This window comes from Burkholderia sp. MSMB1078WGS (assembly GCF_001528895.1).
Classification (GTDB): Bacteria; Pseudomonadota; Gammaproteobacteria; order Burkholderiales; family Burkholderiaceae; genus Burkholderia.
This window is the reverse complement of record NZ_LPDI01000037.1, coordinates 1-16769: the sequence shown is the minus strand read 5'-3', so window position 1 is coordinate 16769 and position 16769 is coordinate 1. Positions and strand designations below refer to the sequence as shown.

18 protein-coding genes and 1 pseudogene are annotated in these 16769 nt (G+C 66.1%); 14 read left to right on the top strand and 5 right to left on the bottom strand.

The features are described 5' to 3' along the window. Positions 1-40: 40 nt before the first annotated feature. The 5 genes from WT24_RS07980 (at position 41) to WT24_RS07960 (ending at position 4980) form a co-directional block, all read left to right on the top strand. On the top strand, positions 41-574 hold the full coding sequence (locus WT24_RS07980) for a 2,4'-dihydroxyacetophenone dioxygenase family protein (RefSeq protein WP_060032458.1): 534 nt from the start codon (positions 41-43) through the stop codon (positions 572-574). An 18-nt stretch (positions 575-592) separates the two neighbouring features. Then, positions 593-1897: an MFS transporter gene (locus WT24_RS07975; protein ID WP_060032455.1), complete on the top strand. Its 1305-nt coding sequence runs from the start codon at positions 593-595 to the stop codon at positions 1895-1897. A gap of 1 nt (position 1898) precedes the next feature. Next, positions 1899-3020 (top strand): 2,3-butanediol dehydrogenase, encoded by a 1122-nt coding sequence (locus tag WT24_RS07970; RefSeq protein ID WP_060032452.1) that lies wholly within the window; start codon positions 1899-1901, stop codon positions 3018-3020. Next, positions 2998-3720, top strand: coding sequence for an SDR family NAD(P)-dependent oxidoreductase (locus tag WT24_RS07965; protein ID WP_060032449.1), 723 nt, complete (start codon positions 2998-3000; stop codon positions 3718-3720). Before WT24_RS07970 ends, WT24_RS07965 begins: the two co-directional genes overlap by 23 nt. Before the next feature lie 168 nt (positions 3721-3888). Then, positions 3889-4980 carry a porin gene (locus WT24_RS07960; protein ID WP_060032446.1) on the top strand — a complete coding sequence of 364 codons (1092 nt, stop codon included), beginning with the start codon at positions 3889-3891 and terminating at the stop codon, positions 4978-4980. 159 nt (positions 4981-5139) lie between these two features. Here WT24_RS07960 and WT24_RS07955 read toward each other — a convergent pair. Continuing rightward, positions 5140-6272: pseudogene (locus WT24_RS07955) on the bottom strand (alpha/beta fold hydrolase). 255 nt (positions 6273-6527) lie between these two features. Between WT24_RS07955 and WT24_RS07950 the strand changes: the two are divergent. From WT24_RS07950 to WT24_RS07940, 3 genes are all read left to right on the top strand, one after another. Then, a complete protein-coding gene (locus WT24_RS07950) occupies positions 6528-7109 on the top strand; it encodes a TetR/AcrR family transcriptional regulator (protein ID WP_059503528.1) in 582 nt (193 codons plus the stop codon). Between the two features lie 138 nt (positions 7110-7247). Then, positions 7248-7769 carry a DUF2867 domain-containing protein gene (locus WT24_RS07945; protein WP_059503837.1) on the top strand — a complete coding sequence of 174 codons (522 nt, stop codon included), beginning with the start codon at positions 7248-7250 and terminating at the stop codon, positions 7767-7769. A gap of 173 nt (positions 7770-7942) precedes the next feature. Further along, a complete protein-coding gene (locus WT24_RS07940) occupies positions 7943-8767 on the top strand; it encodes an ankyrin repeat domain-containing protein (RefSeq protein ID WP_060032444.1) in 825 nt (274 codons plus the stop codon). A 67-nt stretch (positions 8768-8834) separates the two neighbouring features. On the opposite strand, the gene WT24_RS07935 is transcribed toward WT24_RS07940, so the two are convergent. The 3 genes from WT24_RS07935 to WT24_RS07925 all read right to left on the bottom strand — a co-directional run bounded on the left by WT24_RS07935 (position 8835) and on the right by WT24_RS07925 (position 11354). Next, positions 8835-9209, bottom strand: coding sequence for a hypothetical protein (locus tag WT24_RS07935; RefSeq protein ID WP_156441774.1), 375 nt, complete (start codon positions 9207-9209; stop codon positions 8835-8837). Between the two features lie 88 nt (positions 9210-9297). Beyond that, a complete protein-coding gene (locus WT24_RS07930) occupies positions 9298-10323 on the bottom strand; it encodes an alpha/beta fold hydrolase (RefSeq protein ID WP_059793194.1) in 1026 nt (341 codons plus the stop codon). A 62-nt stretch (positions 10324-10385) separates the two neighbouring features. Continuing rightward, positions 10386-11354, bottom strand: coding sequence for a DMT family transporter (locus tag WT24_RS07925; RefSeq protein WP_082742128.1), 969 nt, complete (start codon positions 11352-11354; stop codon positions 10386-10388). Positions 11355-11555: 201 nt separating this feature from the next. On the opposite strand from WT24_RS07925, the gene WT24_RS07920 reads away from it, so the two are divergent. From WT24_RS07920 to WT24_RS07905, 4 genes are all read left to right on the top strand, one after another. Continuing rightward, positions 11556-12512, top strand: a complete 957-nt coding sequence (locus WT24_RS07920) for a LysR substrate-binding domain-containing protein (RefSeq protein WP_060032735.1) — start codon at positions 11556-11558, stop codon at positions 12510-12512. 380 nt (positions 12513-12892) lie between these two features. Further along, complete coding sequence (locus WT24_RS07915) at positions 12893-13600, top strand: PadR family transcriptional regulator (RefSeq protein ID WP_060032433.1); 708 nt, start codon at positions 12893-12895, stop codon at positions 13598-13600. A gap of 38 nt (positions 13601-13638) precedes the next feature. Beyond that, positions 13639-14460: a siderophore-interacting protein gene (locus tag WT24_RS07910; protein ID WP_060032733.1), complete on the top strand. Its 822-nt coding sequence runs from the start codon at positions 13639-13641 to the stop codon at positions 14458-14460. Positions 14461-14614: 154 nt separating this feature from the next. Then, entirely contained in the window at positions 14615-14848 is a 234-nt protein-coding gene (locus tag WT24_RS07905; protein WP_034205794.1) for a hypothetical protein, read from the top strand. A gap of 24 nt (positions 14849-14872) precedes the next feature. Here WT24_RS07905 and WT24_RS07900 read toward each other — a convergent pair whose 3' ends face one another. Further along, positions 14873-15454: an undecaprenyl-diphosphatase gene (locus WT24_RS07900; protein ID WP_060032431.1), complete on the bottom strand. Its 582-nt coding sequence runs from the start codon at positions 15452-15454 to the stop codon at positions 14873-14875. A 431-nt stretch (positions 15455-15885) separates the two neighbouring features. Here WT24_RS07900 and WT24_RS07895 point away from each other — a divergent pair, with 431 nt between their 5' ends. Continuing rightward, positions 15886-16626 carry an acetoacetate decarboxylase gene (locus WT24_RS07895; RefSeq protein WP_009687317.1) on the top strand — a complete coding sequence of 247 codons (741 nt, stop codon included), beginning with the start codon at positions 15886-15888 and terminating at the stop codon, positions 16624-16626. 51 nt (positions 16627-16677) lie between these two features. Beyond that, positions 16678-16769: SDR family NAD(P)-dependent oxidoreductase (locus WT24_RS34240; protein WP_124488979.1), on the top strand; the 92-nt coding region annotated here is incomplete at its 3' end.

Below are 16769 nucleotides of genomic sequence, written 5' to 3'. Positions count from 1 at the left end.
AAAGTCGAGCCCACGACACCCATACACCAGGAGACACACCGTGGTCGACAAAGCCGTATCCGAATTCTGGCAAAACATCCCTGCGATTGCCAATCCGTTCAAGCCCGATGCGCTGCCCGAAGCCTACGTCCCGAACGCGGCCACCGACGACGAACGCTATTACGTTCCGTTCACCGAAACGGTTTCGTCGCGGCCGCTGTGGATCTCGCCGTCGCAGAACAAATGGTGCGACATCCTGATGGCGAAGGAAGCCGGGCTCGTGAACCGGCACTATCACCCGCACGAGGTGTTCGCGTACACGCTGTCGGGGAAATGGGGCTACCTCGAACACGAATGGACCGCGACGCGCGGCGATTTCGTGTACGAGACGCCGGGCGAAGGCCACACGCTCGTCGCGTTCGATCACCCCGAGCCGATGCGCGCGTTCTTCATCGTCAAGGGCCCGCTGATCTGGCTCGACGACGCCGGCAATCCCGACGGCTACTTCGACGTGCATTCGTACATCGCGATGTGCAAGGCGCATTACGAGAAGGTCGGCCTCGGCGCGCAAGCGATCGAGAAGCTGTTCCGTTGACGCGCAGCGAGGCTCGCGATGATTTCCCCGTCCTCCTCCCGCCCCGCATGGACGTACGAGAACAGGCTGCTGCTCATCCTGTTCATGACGTTCGGCTTCGTGTTCTTCGACCGCCTCGCGCTGTCGTTCCTGTTTCCGTTCATGTCGGCCGAGCTGCACCTGACGAACACGCAGCTCGGCATGGTGTCGTCCGCGCTGGCGCTCACGTGGGCGCTGTCGGGCGCCGCCACCGGCGCATGGTCCGACGCGCGCGGCACGCGCAAGCCACTGCTGATCGCGGCCGTGCTCGGCTTTTCCGTGTGCTCGGCGCTGTCGGGCCTCGTCGGCGGCTTCGCGAGCCTGATCGCGTTTCGCGCGCTGATGGGCATCGCCGAAGGCCCCGTGCTGCCGTTGTCGCAATCGCTGATGGTCGAGAGTTCGACGCCGACTCGCCGCGGGCTGAACATGGGCCTGCTGCAAGGCTCGGCCGCCGGCCTGCTCGGCGCGATGATTGGCCCGCCAGTCGTGATCGGCATCGCCACCGCATACGGCTGGCGCGAGGCGTTCTACGTGTCGTGCATTCCGGGCTTCCTGATCGCGTTCTGCATCTGGCGCTGGGTGCGCGAAGTACCGCCGGGCGGCGTGCGCCGCGCGCAGGCCGATATCGCCGCGGCACCGGCCGCCGGCGGCGCGGCGGTCAGCCGCTGGGCGCTGCTGAAGGAACGCAACATCCTGCTGTGCGTGCTGATCAGTTGCTTCTTCCTCACGTGGTTCGTCGTGATCATCTCGTTCGCGCCGGTGTTCCTCGTGGAAAGCCGCCGTCTGTCGCCGTCCGACATGGGCGTCGTGATGACCTGCCTCGGCGCCGCGTGGGTGTTCTGGGGCTTCGCGGTGCCGGCAATCTCCGACCGGATCGGCCGCAAGCCGACGATGATCGTGTTCGCGCTGATCGCGGCCGTGTGCCCCGTCGTGCTGATCCACGTCGGCTCGGTCTGGGCGCTCGGCGCGCTCGTGTTCGTCACATACACGGGCCTCGGCTGCTTCACGCTGTTCATGGCGACGATCCCGGCCGAAACGGTGCCGCCGCACGCAATTGCGAGCGCGCTCGGGTTGATCATGGGCGCCGGCGAGCTGATTGGCGGCTTCGTCGCGCCCACCGTCGCCGGCTTCGCGGCGGACAGGTACGGCCTGCAGTTCGCGATGTGGACGTCGTCCGCCGGCGCGATCCTCGCGTGCGTGCTGTCGTTCGGCCTCGTCGAAACCGCGCCGGCCGTGCTGCGCAAGCGCGCGCTCGCAGGCGCCGCCGCCGGCCGCCTCGATGCGCAGAACCTCGGAGGACGCTGACATGCGCGCACTTCAATGGCATGGCCCGCGCGACGTCCGTCTCGTGGAAATCGACACGCCGCGCGTCGGCCCCGGCGACGTGCGCATCGCGGTCGCGTATTGCGGCATCTGCGGCAGCGACCTGCACGAATATGCGGACGGCCCGCACGCGATTCCGGTCGACACGCCGCATCCGCTGTCGCGCCGCACCGCGCCGCTGACGCTCGGCCACGAGTTCTGCGGCACCGTCGTCGAAATCGGCGAAGGCGTGACGACGCTGCGCACGGGCGACCGCGTCGCGGTCGAGCCCGAGTATCGCTGCAGCCAGTGCGCGTACTGCCGCTCGGGTTCGTACAACCTGTGCGTGTCGATGGGCTTTGCCGGACTGATGGGCGACGGCGGGATGGCCGACTTCGCGGTCGTGCCGGCCTACATGCTGCACCGCCTGCCCGACGGCGTGAGCCTCGAACAGGCCGCGGTGATGGAGCCGGCCGCCGTGGCGCTGCACGCGCTGCGGCGCGGCGAGCTGCGCCTCGGCGAGACCTGCGCGGTGTTCGGGCTCGGGCCGATCGGCCTGCTGCTGATCATGCTCGCGAAGCTGCAGGGCGCGACGACGATCGTCGCCGTCGACGTGTCGCCCGAACGGCTCGCGGCCGCCACCCGCTTCGGTGCGACGCATGCGTTCGATGCGCGCGGGCTCGATGCGTCCGCGTTGCAGGACGCGATTCGCACGGCCACGGGCGGGCTCGGCGTCGATACGAGTTTCGAAGCGGCCGGATTGCAGGCCACGTTCGAATCGGCGATGCGGGCACTGCGCAAGGGCGGTCGCGTCGTGATGGTCGGCCTGATGCCGCACGCGGGTTTCGACGCGTTTCGCGCGGTCAACGACGAGCTGACCTTCACCGCGAGCGTCGGCTATCGGCATGCGTACGAAGACCTCCTGCGCATCGTCGCGTCGGGCGCGCTCGACCTCACGTCGATCGTCACGCGCACCGTCTCGCTCGAGAATGCCGTCGCCGACGGCTTCGACGCACTGCTCGCCGACCGCACACAGATCAAGATCCTCGTTTCACCCGCGCAGCGGCCGGCCCGTCGCGCCTCCACCACCGGGAGTGTCGAGCATGAATCGTCAGTGGGCGTTTGACGGGCAGTCGGTCGTCGTGACGGGCGGCACATCGGGCATCGGCGCGCGCACCGCGCTGCGCTTCGCCCAGGCCGGCGCATCGGTCGTCGCGCTGGGGCTCGGCGCGGCCGGCCCGCATGCGCCCGTGCATGCCGGCATCCGCTGCGTCGAACTCGACGTGGCCGACGGCGCCGCCCTGACGCGCACGATCGCCGCGCTGCCGCTGCTCGACGTGCTCGTCAACGGCGTCGGCATCAGCCGCCACGCGGACGAGTACCGGTTGGACCAGTTCGAGCACGTGCTGAACGTGAACCTGACGTCGGTCATGCGCGCATCCGACGCCGCGCGGCCCGCGCTGGCGGCGAACGGCGGCAGCATCGTCAATATCGCGTCGATGTACACGTACTTCGGCAGCAAGGACCGGCCCGCATACAGCGCGAGCAAGGGCGGCATCGCGCAACTCACGCGCTCGCTCGCGCAAGCGTGGGCCGATCGCGGCATCCGCGTGAACGCGGTCGCACCCGGCTGGATCGACACGCCGCTCAGCAGCGCTCTGATGGCCGACACGCAGGCGTCGCGCCGCATCCTCGAGCGCACGCCGCTCGGGCGCTGGGGCACGGCCGACGAAGTCGCGGAAGTCATCCTGTTCCTGTGCTCGCCCGCCGCGTCGTTCGTCACCGGCGCGATCGTACCGGTGGACGGCGGGTATTCGACGGTCTAGCGCGCCCGCGCGCGGCGCATCGGCGGATCGAAGCAACCTGCCGATGCACGTTGCGCGGCGCTCTTCGACTGTCGCCGAACCGGGTGCTCGGTTCGGTTTTCTTCATATCAATCAGTAGTCCGACAAAAAATATCCGACTCGATCGGACCATGTGAGGAGCATCTGGAGATGACGAAAAAGACCTTTCTGGCACTCGCGGCCTGCACGCTTCCGGCCGCTGCGCTCGCTCAAAGCAGCGTGACGATGTTCGGGCTGATGGATGCCGGCCTCAGCTACGTCGGCAATCAAGGCGGCCACGGCGCCGCGAAATTCGACGACAACATCTTCTTTCCGAACCTGCTCGGCTTCGAAGGCAAGGAGGATCTCGGCGCGGGCACGCGTGCGATCTTCCGGCTCGTCAACCAGTATTCGCTCGGCAACGGCTCGATCATCGGCGGCGGGCTGTTCGCGCGCACGGCCTATGTCGGGTTGCAGAACGACCGATACGGCACGCTGACACTCGGCAACCAGTACGAGTTCATGGTCGATTCGCTGGCTGCCGGCGGCAACGAGATCGCGCAGGACCTCGTCGGCCTGTACGGCTTTCGCAACGGGCCGTTCGACCGGCTCGCGCTGCCGAACAACCCGACCGGCGCATTCGACTGGGACCGCGTCGCCGGCAGCAATCGCGTCGCGAATTCGGTCAAGTACACGAGCCCGTCGCTGTCGGGCCTGACCGTCGGCGCGCTGTACGGCTTCGGCAACATCGCGGGATCGATCGGCGCGAACAACACGGTCAGCGCGGGCGCCAGCTACGACAACGGCCCGTTCGGCGCGGGCGCCGCCTATACGAACCAGAAATACGGCGCGGCCGGCGGACTGCCGCCCACCAGCGTGCGCAACTGGGGCGCGGGCGTGCACTACACGGTCGGCACGGTCACCGGGAAGGCGCTCTTCACGACCGTGCACAACGCGCAGAATGGCGCGGGCGCGTGGTCGGCAGAAGCCGGCGCCACGTGGCGGCCATCGCCGATATGGGTGATCGGCGCGAGCTACACGTACATGAAAGGCAACGACACGCTCGACAACGCGCACGCGCACCAGTTGCTCGCTGCCGTGCAGTACTGGCTGTCCAAGCGCACGATGGTGTACGTCGCGGGCGTGCATCAACGCGCAAGCCGCGGCAGCCACGCGCAGATCAACGGCGTGATGGACGCGAACGGCGCGTCGAGCGGCGCATTGCAGTCGATCGCGCGGATCGGATTCAGTACGCGGTTCTGATCCGGCGCGGGCCGCCGGCGTTCCGGCATCCGGCGCGGCCCGGGACGAATGCGCGCCGCCGGTTCGGCCGCTGCGTTCGTCCGTTGTCCTTCACGTTTCACTCGGCGATCGAAGGCCGCGGGGCCGGAAGCCGATGCCATGACGGCGGCCGCTCTCGAACTAATCGCCGGCACGCTCCGCCGCATCGACATCCTTGGCGAAGGCGAGCAGCAGCTCGCCGAGCCGACCCGGTTGCTCCTGCTGAATCCAGTGCCCGGCGCCATCGATCAGCTCGATGCGACTCATTCTCGTCGTCGCCTTCGTCCTCATCAATTCGAGCGCGCCCGGTGCCGAATAAGTACCCCAATCGCTCTTTCCGCCAATAAAGAGCGATGGGACATCGATCGTCTTGCCCGAAAACAGGCGCAACTCGGCGTTCAGATCAGGATCGGAAAAGACGCGATAAGCCTGCAGGGCGCCTTGAAATCCCGTGCGGCCATACTCCGCCGTGTACACCGCGAGTTCCGGTTCGGTGAGCCATTTGCAGGCCCGGACCTCGGCGGCGGACGGCTGGAATGGCGCGACGGTCTGGGGCATCGTCTTGCCGAGATCCATGACGTAATAGGTGGGCATTCGTGCAAACTCCGTGGCGGTCCGCGCCTTCAACCGATACGGCTGGTTTCCCGGCCAGTCCGCGCTCTTGACATGGAAGAACGCACGAAGAAAGGCGTGCAGGCCTTGAGGCGGGTGCCACATGTCGTCGTTCGCCTGCCGTGTGCTCAGGTATTGCTGGTAATACTCCCGCGGCGGGTCGAGCGATGCCAGCGCGGCCGCCAGCTTCTGGTTCTCGGTGTTCGGACGAGCCGACGATGCGTCGTTTTGCGCGGTGTCGAACGGAAAGGCCGGCGGACCGGGAAACGGTGCGCTCATCAGCACCACCGACGGAAAGACGTCCGGTCGCGCCAGCGCGCAATAGGCCGCGACCGGCGAGCCGAGGTCGTGCCCGACGAGCATCGTCGTGCGCCGATATCCCAACGCTGAAACCAGCCCGAGGGCATCGCGCGTCATATTCAGGAAAAACCGAATGGCTCCAGCGGGGCGTCATAGTCGTTCACCCAACCGGTGGTGCGCCCGAAACCCCGCTGATCGGGCGCAACGACGTGATATCCGGCGTCAGCCAGGATCGGGAGAAGGTGTCGCCAACCGTAAGCCAGATCCGGAAAGCCGTGCAGAAGCAGCGCGAGCGGCCGGCCGGGACTTTCGTAACCGGCCTCGAGAATATGGACATCGAGGCCGTTGACCCCATGGATCATGCGTGAGCGAACCCCGCCGGGAAGCGTTCCTTCGCCATATGTCGACGTGGCCAAATCAGTTCCTCCCTGAGGGGTTGCGCGGGCCGGTCGAAGTAACGCCGCAACCAGGCCGGCCGCGCCCATCGCCAACATCGCTCGTCGGGATGCCGATGGCTTGATCGAGTTACGGGACATCGGTCATCTCCGATATATGGCGATCACCATACTATGGTGATCGCCATAGCGGCGTCAAGCGGAACGTGGTAGGTTGTCGGCATGACACGCAAGACTGACGCGCGCGCTCGCGCCATTGCCACGGCAGAGCGACTATTCCGCATCCAGGGCTACACTGCGACCGGCTTGACCCAGATACTCGAAGAAAGCGGCGCGCCTAAAGGGTCGTTCTACTTTCATTTCCCGCGGGGCAAGGCGCAACTCGCAGAAGAAGCAATCGATAATTATGTTGCGAAGCGAATGGCTGTATTACGGGATATCTCGGCGAGTACGGCGGGCAATGCGCTGAATTTCGTTCATCGAATTTTCAGCGCGTTCGCGGCCGAAATGGTCGCCTCCGATTTCCAGTATGGATGTCTGATGCAGAATCTCGCGAACGAGCTGCCCGCGCTCGACGCCGAGCTGACCCAACGCGTGGCGCGTGGATTTGCCGAATCGACCGCGATTATTGCCGAGCATTTCAGGGGGTGCGGTTTCACTCCCGCGCGCGCATCCTCCGCCGCGGCCGCATTGGTGGCCGCCCTCGAAGGCGCACGAACGATCGCCCGCCTTGAACGCACGCCGGCTGTATTCGAAGCGCTGGCAGAGGTCAGCGTCCAAAGGTGGGCCGCTCCGGAGCGGTGATCCGGTCCGATGCTCGTTGCCGGACCACCACGATCGGTTTGCTTCGGCTCGAGCAGGAACACGTCGCGCATTCTCTCGACTGCGTGCATTCGGGGCGCACCGAGGCAGCCGGACAACTTGAATGCATGGAGAGTGGGCATGCAGAAGCAACCGAAAAAGGCCAAGCAGGTCGGCCCGCCGGCGACCTCGAGGCTGAGCCGGTCGTACGGTACCGCCGATTTTGTCGACGCGTTTTCGGTGGAGTTGCCGGCGACGGCCTGCAACGACGCAGAGTCTCTCGCGCGATACATCTTTGCAGGACAACCCCAGTGGATCGCCATGCTGCAGGGAGTTCGCGACATGGCCGTCCGGCCCTTCGGCCTTAAAACGACGATCGACCTGAAAGCCGCGAAGGACGACCGGCTCAGTATTTTCCGCGTGTTCGAACGGCACGAAGACGAGATCATTCTGGGCGAGGACGACGCCCATCTCGATTTCCGCGTGTCGGTTCTCGTGCAGCCTGCCGCCGAGGATCGGCCCCGGCAACTGATACTCACGACGCTCGTCTTCTACAATCGTTTGCTGGGCCGCGCCTATCTCGGCGTGATCGCGCCTTTCCATCGCCTCGTCGTGCGAGCCTCGCTCGACCGGGCACAGACGCTCGGATGGCCCGACCGGTAGCCGCAAAGACGAAGCGTCGCGATCCGTTTCCAGCGGATCGTCACACGCTTGCTCGCCGCCGCCGGCAGGCACCCGTGGCCGATGCCACGTGCGTGGCCGCCATTCGCCACCGTACGAAAGCATCGGCAATACCAGCCAGGAAAAATCGCCTTTCAGCCGAGCGCCAGGACGTCATGAACACCGTCGACCAGATGATCACCGCCAGGGACGCGCATCCGCACGGAGATGCAGGCGTTTTGGCAGATGTACGGTTGAAGCGCATCGGCGGGGCAAGGTGGCGCGCGTGGCTGCTGGCGCTGTCGATCGTCGCCGGTTACGCTCCCGTGTCAGCGAGCAGTGCGGACATGCAATTCAGCGGACCCGACATCCCGCTGGAGCAAGCGATCGAGGCCGACGATCCCGCCGCCGTCGCGCGCGCGATCGCCGGCGGGGCCTCGGTCAATGCGCGCGGCGCCCGCAACGTCACGCCGCTCGAATTCGCCGTCGCTACCCATCGCAAAAAGGCAGCCGCGGCGCTGATCGCGCACCATGCCGATCCGAACCTGCGTGATGCCGACGGGGACAGCGCGGTTTCGCTCGCGGTCAATGCCTATCGGCGCGATCCATCGCTGCTCGCGATGGTGCTCGATGGCGGCGGCAATCCCAATGCGGTGCGCCCGGATGGCGATCCGGTGATCGTACGTTTCCTCAACGATCGCAACCTCGACGCGATCACCTATCTGCACGCGCGCGGCGCTGATATCGATGCAGAGGTCGACGGACAGCCGATGGTGGTGGATGCTGCGTGGGGCGCGGACTGGGATGTCGTATGGCGGCTGATCGAGCTCGGCGCCCGTACCGATACGCCCAAGGCAGCGGCCGGCCTGGTCGAGACATTCAGGATCCCGGGCGCCACCTTGCCCGACAGCCCGGTCTATCCTTTCAAGGTGAAGGTATGGGTGCATCTGAAGGCCCAGGGCCTCGATCCCGCGCCGCCGGCGGGAATGGTGCGTCCATGACGGTCGGTGAACGGCCATCTCGGCGCGCTCCGCGTTGGCGCAGAGCACGCCGATATCGCCAGGTTCGCTACATCAAGTCGATGGCGGCAGAATCGCCCGAGGCGGCGATCACCTCGAGCTGCCATTCGGCGGAGGGCCTGGCGATGCGGCCGGAGCGGTCGAGCCCTTCCATCAGCGCCCACCAGTTCGGATCGTCCTGCCCGAACTCGACGCACGTGCCGTCGTCGAAGCGCAGCATCAGGACAACGATGTCGCCCACGAAGATGTCGCGCAGTTCGGCCCGCGCGCCGACGAGCGCAGCGAAGGGCAGCCGCTTTTCCGTGCCGTTCGGGGAAACCAGCCGCACGCCGTCGGTCTCGATGTACCTGGATGGCTCATGGCGGCGGGCGAAGCGGGTCAGTCGTGCGTTGATTCGATCAATCCAGCCCATCTTCGGATCCATGTGTCGCTGACCATATCTGACGCCGCCGTAGCGGCCGGTGCTCACCCCGACATTTTACGGTTCGCGGTCCGAGCGATGTCTCGCTGCATCAAAGGTTTTTGCTCCGAAGCCAGGCGCGGATCGCTTCGATGTGGCGGGCCTTGCATTCCAGCGGTAACCAATGCCCGGCCGGCATCGTCGTCACGGTCAGGTCCGCGCATGCCGCACGCATGGGGTCGCCCTGGCGATTTCCGGTGATGCTGCAAATCTGATCGAATTCGCCGTTGACGAACAGCACCGGCTGCGACAGACGGCCGCCATCCGGCGCGCTGCGTGCGTAAGCGAGGTTGGCCTCATCGTTCAGATACCACGCGCAGGCGGGACGGAAGCCATGCGTATCGAACGACGCTACCAGCGCTTCAAAGTCCGCCGGCGGCCACAGAGCCGGATCGGGGGGAGTCGGCGGCGCACGATGCGCGGCACCGAAACGCCCTCCATTGCGCGTGACGCCCGCATTCGGCGACACCTTGCCGATGCAGTCAGGGTCGCCCGGTCGAAAAATCGATGCCAGCGATGCTGCCCGGTCCGCATCCAGGTCGGCCACCGCCGCGTCGAAATGCGTCGTGTAGTAGCGGTAGTAGTCCCACTGGCCATCGGGATACGCGTCGGCAGGATAAATCGTCCGGTCGATCAGTGGAACGACGGTGCTCAGCGCGTGCCCGTCGGGTTGATATGCCAGCGACGTCAGCACGACGCCACGGCTGCGCTCGCGCTCATGTGCGGACAACTCGGCGGCCACGACGCTACCCCAGTCGTGCCCCACCCAGATCGCGGGCTCGCCGCCGAGATGATCGTGGAGTTCGGTCATGTCCGTCACAACGGCCTCGATGGTATAGGCGTCGTTGGCTTCAGGCGCAAAAGAGCCGCCGTAGCCGCGCAGGTCCGGCGCGACGCAGTGCCAGCCGTCGGCGGCAAAGGCTTCCATCTGGGCGCGCCACATCAAGCTCAAGCTCGGCCAGCCGTGCAGAAAAAATATCGGCGGCCCGTCGGCCGGCCCACTCTCGAGATAGTGCGTCGGCCGACCCGTCATGTCGAGCGTGCGCGATACCAGCGAGTGTCGAGATGTCTCCGTCATGATCCGAGGCTCCGGTTGATTTCAGCGGTTTGCCGAAGGTGAAAGGGCTGCCGTTCGCCGAGCTACTTGCGATCGATCATCAGCGCCACCCCAACCAACGCGATGCCGCCGGCAATCAGCTTCACGCGCGTCAACGGCTCGTGCAGCAAGAGCGCCGAGAGACCCAGCGCGATCACCGGCGCCGCATAGTTGAAGGTGTTGGCGAGCGTCGTCGAGACCTGGGCGTTGAGCGTCAGGAACACGGCGTAACCGATCAGCGTGCTCGCCACGACGAGAAACGCGAGTGCAGCCCATGCTGCCGGCGATACGCGCGCAAGGTGCGTCGTCGCAGCGATCCCCGACACGGCGACGATCGCGCCGAGCACCGCACCGGCCGATATCAGCTGTATCGCCAGGCCGATGACGGGGTCGCGAGGCAACGCCAGTCGCGGCGCAAGTAGCGACCCGGCTGCCCACGCGGCCGTCCCGGCAAGCGCAAGTGCGGCGCCCATCGGCCGGAAGTCGCCGCCGGTAGCAGAGGTCCAGCCCATCAGCGCGAGACCGGCAAAGCCGATGGCGACCCCGGCGACCTGACGGCCGCTCAGCGGCCGATGAAACACCGCCCATGCGAACAACGCCAGAAAGAGCGGCGAAGACGAGCCGAATATCGCGGCCACCCCTGCCGGCAGAAAATGCGTGCCCCAGATTGCGAGCGCCTGACTGGCCACCAGCATGGTGACGCCGATCAACGCCGCCCCCCCCGTCTCGCGGACCGACGCAGGCGAACGGTGCCAGCGAGCCAGCGCGAAAGGCAGAACGACCAGCGCCGCAAGCGAGAAGCGCAATGTCGCCACCATCAGCGGATGCAACGCGTTCCCGGCGACCTTGAAAGCCAGGAAATTGGCTCCGTTGTAGAACCATTGATAGCCAACAGCGAGGGCGACCCAGCCGCGACGTGCGCTCCAACTGGCATGGGTCGTGGTTGCGGCCGTCACGGGCTGCCCTTCTGCCTGCCGAATGCGGCGATCGTCGCGTCCTTGCTGCGGAGGCACGGGCTCCTGAAATGCTCGATATAAGGGGCTGCCATGGGACTGTTTCTGTCGATGACCTCGTATGCGATTGCCTCAATGCTAGCGAGCGCTTCGTTATCCCGATAATGTGGAGTTTCTATCGCCGTTATCCATCTATTGAATAACGGCGTTACGCCTGCTTTACTGCTGCAATGGATCGAGCCGGAACTCACGGAGGCGCCAGTGGACTCCCGTCTTATCGAGTACTTCTTGCGTGTGGCCGAACTCGGCAGTATCAACAAGGCCGCCATCGACTTGCGGCTCTCCCAGCCGGCGCTGTCGCGCCACATCGCGCTGCTCGAGCATCAACTTCGCGCGAAGCTTTTAACGCGAACGCGGGGCGGCGTTCAGCCGACCGAGGCCGGCATGCTGCTGGTGGAGCGAGCAAGACCCATTCTTCGTCAGTTGACCTCCTTGGTCGAGCAGGTCGGCGACCGCGCCGCGGGCCAGTTGGCGATAGGCGTTGCGCCGTCCTGGCGCAACCTCTTCACATCGAACTTCGTGGCGCGGCTGGTCGCCGACTATCCGCGCGTGAGGCTTCGTGTTCACGAGGGCGTGAGCCACGAGCTGCGCGATGTCATGCATTCCGGCATGCTGGACCTCGCTATCGTCCCGTTCGAAGCGTCGCCGCCGCAGGGCTATGTCCATACACCACTCGTTCGTGAGCCCCTCGTTCTCGTGAGCGCCAGGGACACCGGCTTGAGGCCCGACAAGGCGGTGCCGCTGTCGCGTCTCGGCGATCGCAAACTCGCGCTGGCGGGAAAACAGAACGTCATCCGCTCGACCATCGAGCACGCGATGCTCCGTCGCAACGTCGAACTCGACATCCTGTTCGAACTCGATGCGATGCATCTCTCGATGGAACTCGCCCGGCGCGGCATCGCCGACACCGTCACGCCATGTTGCGCGGTCAGCGGCAATGCGTTCTGGGAAGAGTCGATCTCGTGGAGTCCGATCCGGGGCGCCTACATCACCTGGGCGCTCTGTGAAAATACGGCGCGCTCGCATTCGCAAGCGGTGCTCGAAGGGAAACGGATGATCGTCGGGATGGTCGGCGAAATCGTCGACAGCCGAACCTGGCACGGTGCCGAGCGCCTGAACGCGAATATCGACCCGCTGTCTGTGGAAAGGAGCGGTTGAGTCGGCAAGCACGCTGCCGACGCGTGTGAGCAGCGTCCACGGGAAGTTGCGGATCGCTCCGTACCACGCACATGGCCATCGCATCGAGCCCGTGTCGTCCGTTTGCAAGCGTTCGAGGCGCGCGCCTCGGCGCTACCGCTACGTCGCCAAGCCCGGCGCGTTGGGCAGATCGCCCTCCTTCTCACTCGTACGCTTGCATCGCGGGATAGCGCGTGGCCGTAACCGGCTTCGAATTGACTTCGGATTCCGTTTGGGTATTGAGGCCCTACGACCCGCCAATCGACACCGCCCACACCCCATCCCGCCCCAATAATTCCCCTTGACGCTCTATCTTTCGATATATATCTTTAGATATGTTTTACGACATATAGGACACGATCATGCGACACAACCACTTCCGCGGCCATGCCCGATGCGACGGTCATGGTGCGCATGCCCGCCCCGACTGGTTCGCCGGTCTCTGGTACGCGATCGGCCGCCACCGTCGCGGCCACGATGCGTTCGGTGGCGGCCCGTTCGGCGGCCGGGGCGGGCGCGGCGGCTTTGGCGATTTCGGCGACGACGGCATGCCGCGCGGCCGCCAGTTCAGCTCCGACGATCTCCAGCTGCTGCTGCTCGCGCTGGTGGCCGAGCAGCCGAGCCACGGCTACGAACTGATCAAGGCGCTCGACACGCGCTCGAACGGCTTTTACAGCCCGAGCCCCGGCATGGTGTATCCGGCGCTCACGTATCTCGAGGAAGTCGGCTTCGTCGCGTCGCAAGCGGAAGGCAACCGCAAGCGCTATGCGCTGACCGACGCAGGCCGCGCGCATCTCGACGCGCAGCGCGAGCGCGTCGACACACTGTTCGCTCGCCTCACGCACCTCGCTCGCAAAATGGAATTCATGCGCCGCGCGTTCGCCGGCGAATCGGCGGGCAGCGAAGCGCAGGACGAGTCGCAGGCCGGCTGGCTGCCGGAATTCGTCGAGGCGCGTCTCGCCCTCAAGCGCGCGCTGCTGCACAAGAGCGCCGCCGATGCCGACGAACAGCGCCGCATCGCGGCCATCATGCGCCGCGCGACGGCCGAAATCGAAGGCGGCGGCGCGTGATCCGCGCCGCCCCGCCACCACTCAAGGAGAACGGATCGATGCAGAACACGTCCGAGCGCACCGTCACCCGCGTGCGCCACACACTCAAGTTCCGCCTGCTGCAGGTGCTGCGCGTGCATACCGTGACGCCTCATCTGCTGCGCGTCACGCTCGGCGGCCCCGACCTCGCCGATTTCGAATCCGCGTCGTTCGACGATCACGTGAAGGTCTTTTTCCCGCCGCCGGGCGCGGAGCGGCCCGCACTGCCGACGCTCGGCGCGAACGGCCCCGAGTTTCCGGAAGGCGAACCCAAGCCGGTCGCGCGCGACTTCACGCCGCGCCGCTTCGACCGCGCCGCCTGCGAACTCGATCTGGAATTCGTGTTGAACCATCCGGGCCCTGCCTCGCAATGGGCCGCACAGGCACGCGTCGGCCAATGGCTCGGCATCGGCGGCCCGCGCGGTTCGTTCGTCGTCCCGACCGATTTCGACTGGCATCTGCTGATCGGCGACGATACGGCGCTGCCGGCCGTCGCGCGGCGTCTCGGGGAATTGCCGGCCGGTGCGCGCGCGGCGGTCGTGCTGGAAGTCGCGGATCGCACCGCGCAAATCTCGTTCGATACGCGCGCCGACGTGCATGAAATCTGGCGCTTTCGCGCCGAAGCCGACGCGGCGAACGGCGACGCGCTGCTGAATGCCGTGCGCGACCTGCCGCTGCCGTCGTCTGGCGACGGCTACGTATGGGCGGCCGGCGAAGCGCTGTCGATGCGCGCGGTGCGTCAGCACCTGACGGGCGACCGCGGCGTCGACAAGTCGCGTATCCGCGCGGCGGCCTACTGGAAGCGCGGCGCGGCGGCCGTGCACGAAACGCTGGAAGACTGACCGGAGGATGGGCGCCCGGCTGCCGGGCCGCTGAAACAATCGTGGCGCCGGCGCAGCGGCGGGCTTGGCATCGGCATCGCGGCTGGTATATATGTACGTGTGCGACGCCGCTGTCGGGCGACAGCCGCCGCAGCCCGCCCAGGAGCGCCCGGTCATGACAAAAGAAAGCCACGCTTCGCCTTTCCTTCGCCACCTGAAGATCGCCGGTTATTGCGGCCTTGCCGCAGTCGTTCTCGCGCTGTTCGTCGCGATGTGCGCGATCCTGACGGAAAGCGCCCGCGACCGCGATGCCGCGCGACATCCGGCCGATACGCCCGAACTGCACGATGCGGGCGGCGGACCGTCCGCCTCGGCCGAATCGGCCCGCACCGCCGGCTCGTCCGGCTGACGGCGTCCTGCCGCTTCCTTCCGCTTACGGCGCCTGCCGGCGCCCCATCACGGCCGCCTGCACCGAATCGCCGAGCCGTTCGAGCAGCGCGGTCGCGCGTTGCCCGTACAGGTGCGCGGCCAGCGCGCCCGCCGTGCCGACCAGTACGCCGCCCGCCATGTCGAACGGCCAGTGCACGCCCGCATAGACGCGCCCCCATGCGATCGCGATGGCCATCGCGGCCATCACGAAACCGGTGACCCGCGTCGTGCCGCCGAGCAGCAGCCCGACCGCCATGCTCCACGCGAACGTCATGTGATCGCTCGGAAACGAGCTGTCCGGCGCGTGCGGAATCAGCTGCGTGCCGACGCCGGCCATGAACGGGCGCGGCGAGAACCACACATGCCCGAGCACCTGCGCGAGCACGAGCGCCACGCATACGCCCACGCCGGTTTCGATCGCCTGGCGCCGCGCGGCGCGCGCGCCGACGATCCAGGTCAGCAGCAGCATCGCGGGTAGCGCATAGACGAGCCAGTCGGCGGCGAAGATCGCGAGGCGGGCAACGCTCGGGTGCGGTGCACCCCCGGCATTGACGGCGGAAAAGAGGGCGAAATTGAGGTTCTGCATGAATCCGGTTGCGTGGCGCGTAAAAGATCGGCCGGTTGCCCGGCCGGATGCGAACGAATGCTAGGGCGCGGCCGCTTAAGCGGTGCTTAATGCGACAGTCGCCGAACAAGGCCGTGCGGCGAACGCACTTAGAGCCCGCACTGCAACACAAGTTCACACAATTGTCATATTGCCGCGCGAACGTCCCCGTAAAAGCTCACCACACCTCCCGTAAAGGCTCACCTTTTTCACATGACGGCGTCACCGACACGTGCCACCATCGCCCGGCCGGCGTGCCATCAGGTCGTTTGCATCGTTCATCTCAATATTTACGCGTCGAATTATTCGAAATCGGCAACAATTAATTCCAGATGCGGCATCGCACAACGGCAACGCACAGGCATACGATTACGACCACTCATCCACGAAGCGATCAACAACAAGGAGTCCGCATGAAACCCAGCGATGTCCGATCGAAAGCGTTTGCGATGCCGTTGACCAGCCCTGCGTTCCCGATGGGCCCGTACCGTTTCGTCGATCGTGAGTTTCTGATCATCACGTACCGCACCGATCCGGACCGTCTCCGCGAAATCGTCCCCGAGCCGCTGCAGGTCACCGAGCCGCTCGTGCATTACGAATTCATCCGCATGGCCGATTCGACCGGCTTCGGCGATTACACCGAAAGCGGCCAGGTGATTCCCGTCGAATACAACGGCCAGCCGGGCGGCTATACGCTGGCGATGTATCTCGACGATCACCCGCCGATCGCCGGCGGCCGCGAGCTGTGGGGCTTCCCGAAGAAGCTCGCGTCGCCCACGCTGCACGTGAACACCGATCACATCCTGGGCACGCTCGACTACGGCAAGGTGCGCGTCGCGACCGGCACGATGGGCTACAAGCACAAGGAGCTCGACATCGACGAGCAGACGAAGCGGCTCGCCGGCCCCAATTTCCTGCTGAAGATCATCCCGCACGTCGACGGCACCGCGCGCGTCTGCGAACTGGTGCGCTATTACATGCAGGACATCAAGATGAAGGGCGCGTGGACGGGCCCCGCATCGCTCGAGCTGGCGCCGCACGCGCTCGCGCCGGTGGCCGATCTGCCCGTGCTCGAGATCGTCGAAGCGCGCCACCTCGTCGCGGATTTGACGCTGGGCCTCGGCGAAGTCGTCTACGATTACCTAGCCCAGTAACCCGTCCGCAGTCCTTCTCCCTGTCAATCCTTTCACTACGGGAATTCGAACATGAGCAACCTGAATGGCAAGACCGCAGTCGTCACGGGCGCCGCGAGCGGCATCGGCAAGGAAATCGCGCTGGAGCTGGCCAAGGCAGGCGC

Excerpts from the sequence above, each read along its gene's own strand:
- WT24_RS07975 (WP_060032455.1), top strand. The coding sequence starts at position 593 with ATGATTTCCCCGTCCTCCTCCCGCCCCGCATGGACGTACGAGAACAGG.
- WT24_RS07970 (WP_060032452.1), top strand. The coding sequence starts at position 1,899 with ATGCGCGCACTTCAATGGCATGGCCCGCGCGACGTCCGTCTCGTGGAA.
- WT24_RS07965 (WP_060032449.1), top strand. The coding sequence starts at position 2,998 with ATGAATCGTCAGTGGGCGTTTGACGGGCAGTCGGTCGTCGTGACGGGC.
- WT24_RS07960 (WP_060032446.1), top strand. The coding sequence starts at position 3,889 with ATGACGAAAAAGACCTTTCTGGCACTCGCGGCCTGCACGCTTCCGGCC.
- WT24_RS07950 (WP_059503528.1), top strand. The coding sequence starts at position 6,528 with ATGACACGCAAGACTGACGCGCGCGCTCGCGCCATTGCCACGGCAGAG.
- WT24_RS07945 (WP_059503837.1), top strand. The coding sequence starts at position 7,248 with ATGCAGAAGCAACCGAAAAAGGCCAAGCAGGTCGGCCCGCCGGCGACC.
- WT24_RS07940 (WP_060032444.1), top strand. The coding sequence starts at position 7,943 with ATGAACACCGTCGACCAGATGATCACCGCCAGGGACGCGCATCCGCAC.
- WT24_RS07935 (WP_156441774.1), bottom strand. The coding sequence starts at position 9,209 with ATGGATCCGAAGATGGGCTGGATTGATCGAATCAACGCACGACTGACC.
- WT24_RS07930 (WP_059793194.1), bottom strand. The coding sequence starts at position 10,323 with ATGACGGAGACATCTCGACACTCGCTGGTATCGCGCACGCTCGACATG.
- WT24_RS07915 (WP_060032433.1), top strand. The coding sequence starts at position 12,893 with ATGCGACACAACCACTTCCGCGGCCATGCCCGATGCGACGGTCATGGT.
- WT24_RS07910 (WP_060032733.1), top strand. The coding sequence starts at position 13,639 with ATGCAGAACACGTCCGAGCGCACCGTCACCCGCGTGCGCCACACACTC.
- WT24_RS07905 (WP_034205794.1), top strand. The coding sequence starts at position 14,615 with ATGACAAAAGAAAGCCACGCTTCGCCTTTCCTTCGCCACCTGAAGATC.
- WT24_RS07900 (WP_060032431.1), bottom strand. The coding sequence starts at position 15,454 with ATGCAGAACCTCAATTTCGCCCTCTTTTCCGCCGTCAATGCCGGGGGT.
- WT24_RS07895 (WP_009687317.1), top strand. The coding sequence starts at position 15,886 with ATGAAACCCAGCGATGTCCGATCGAAAGCGTTTGCGATGCCGTTGACC.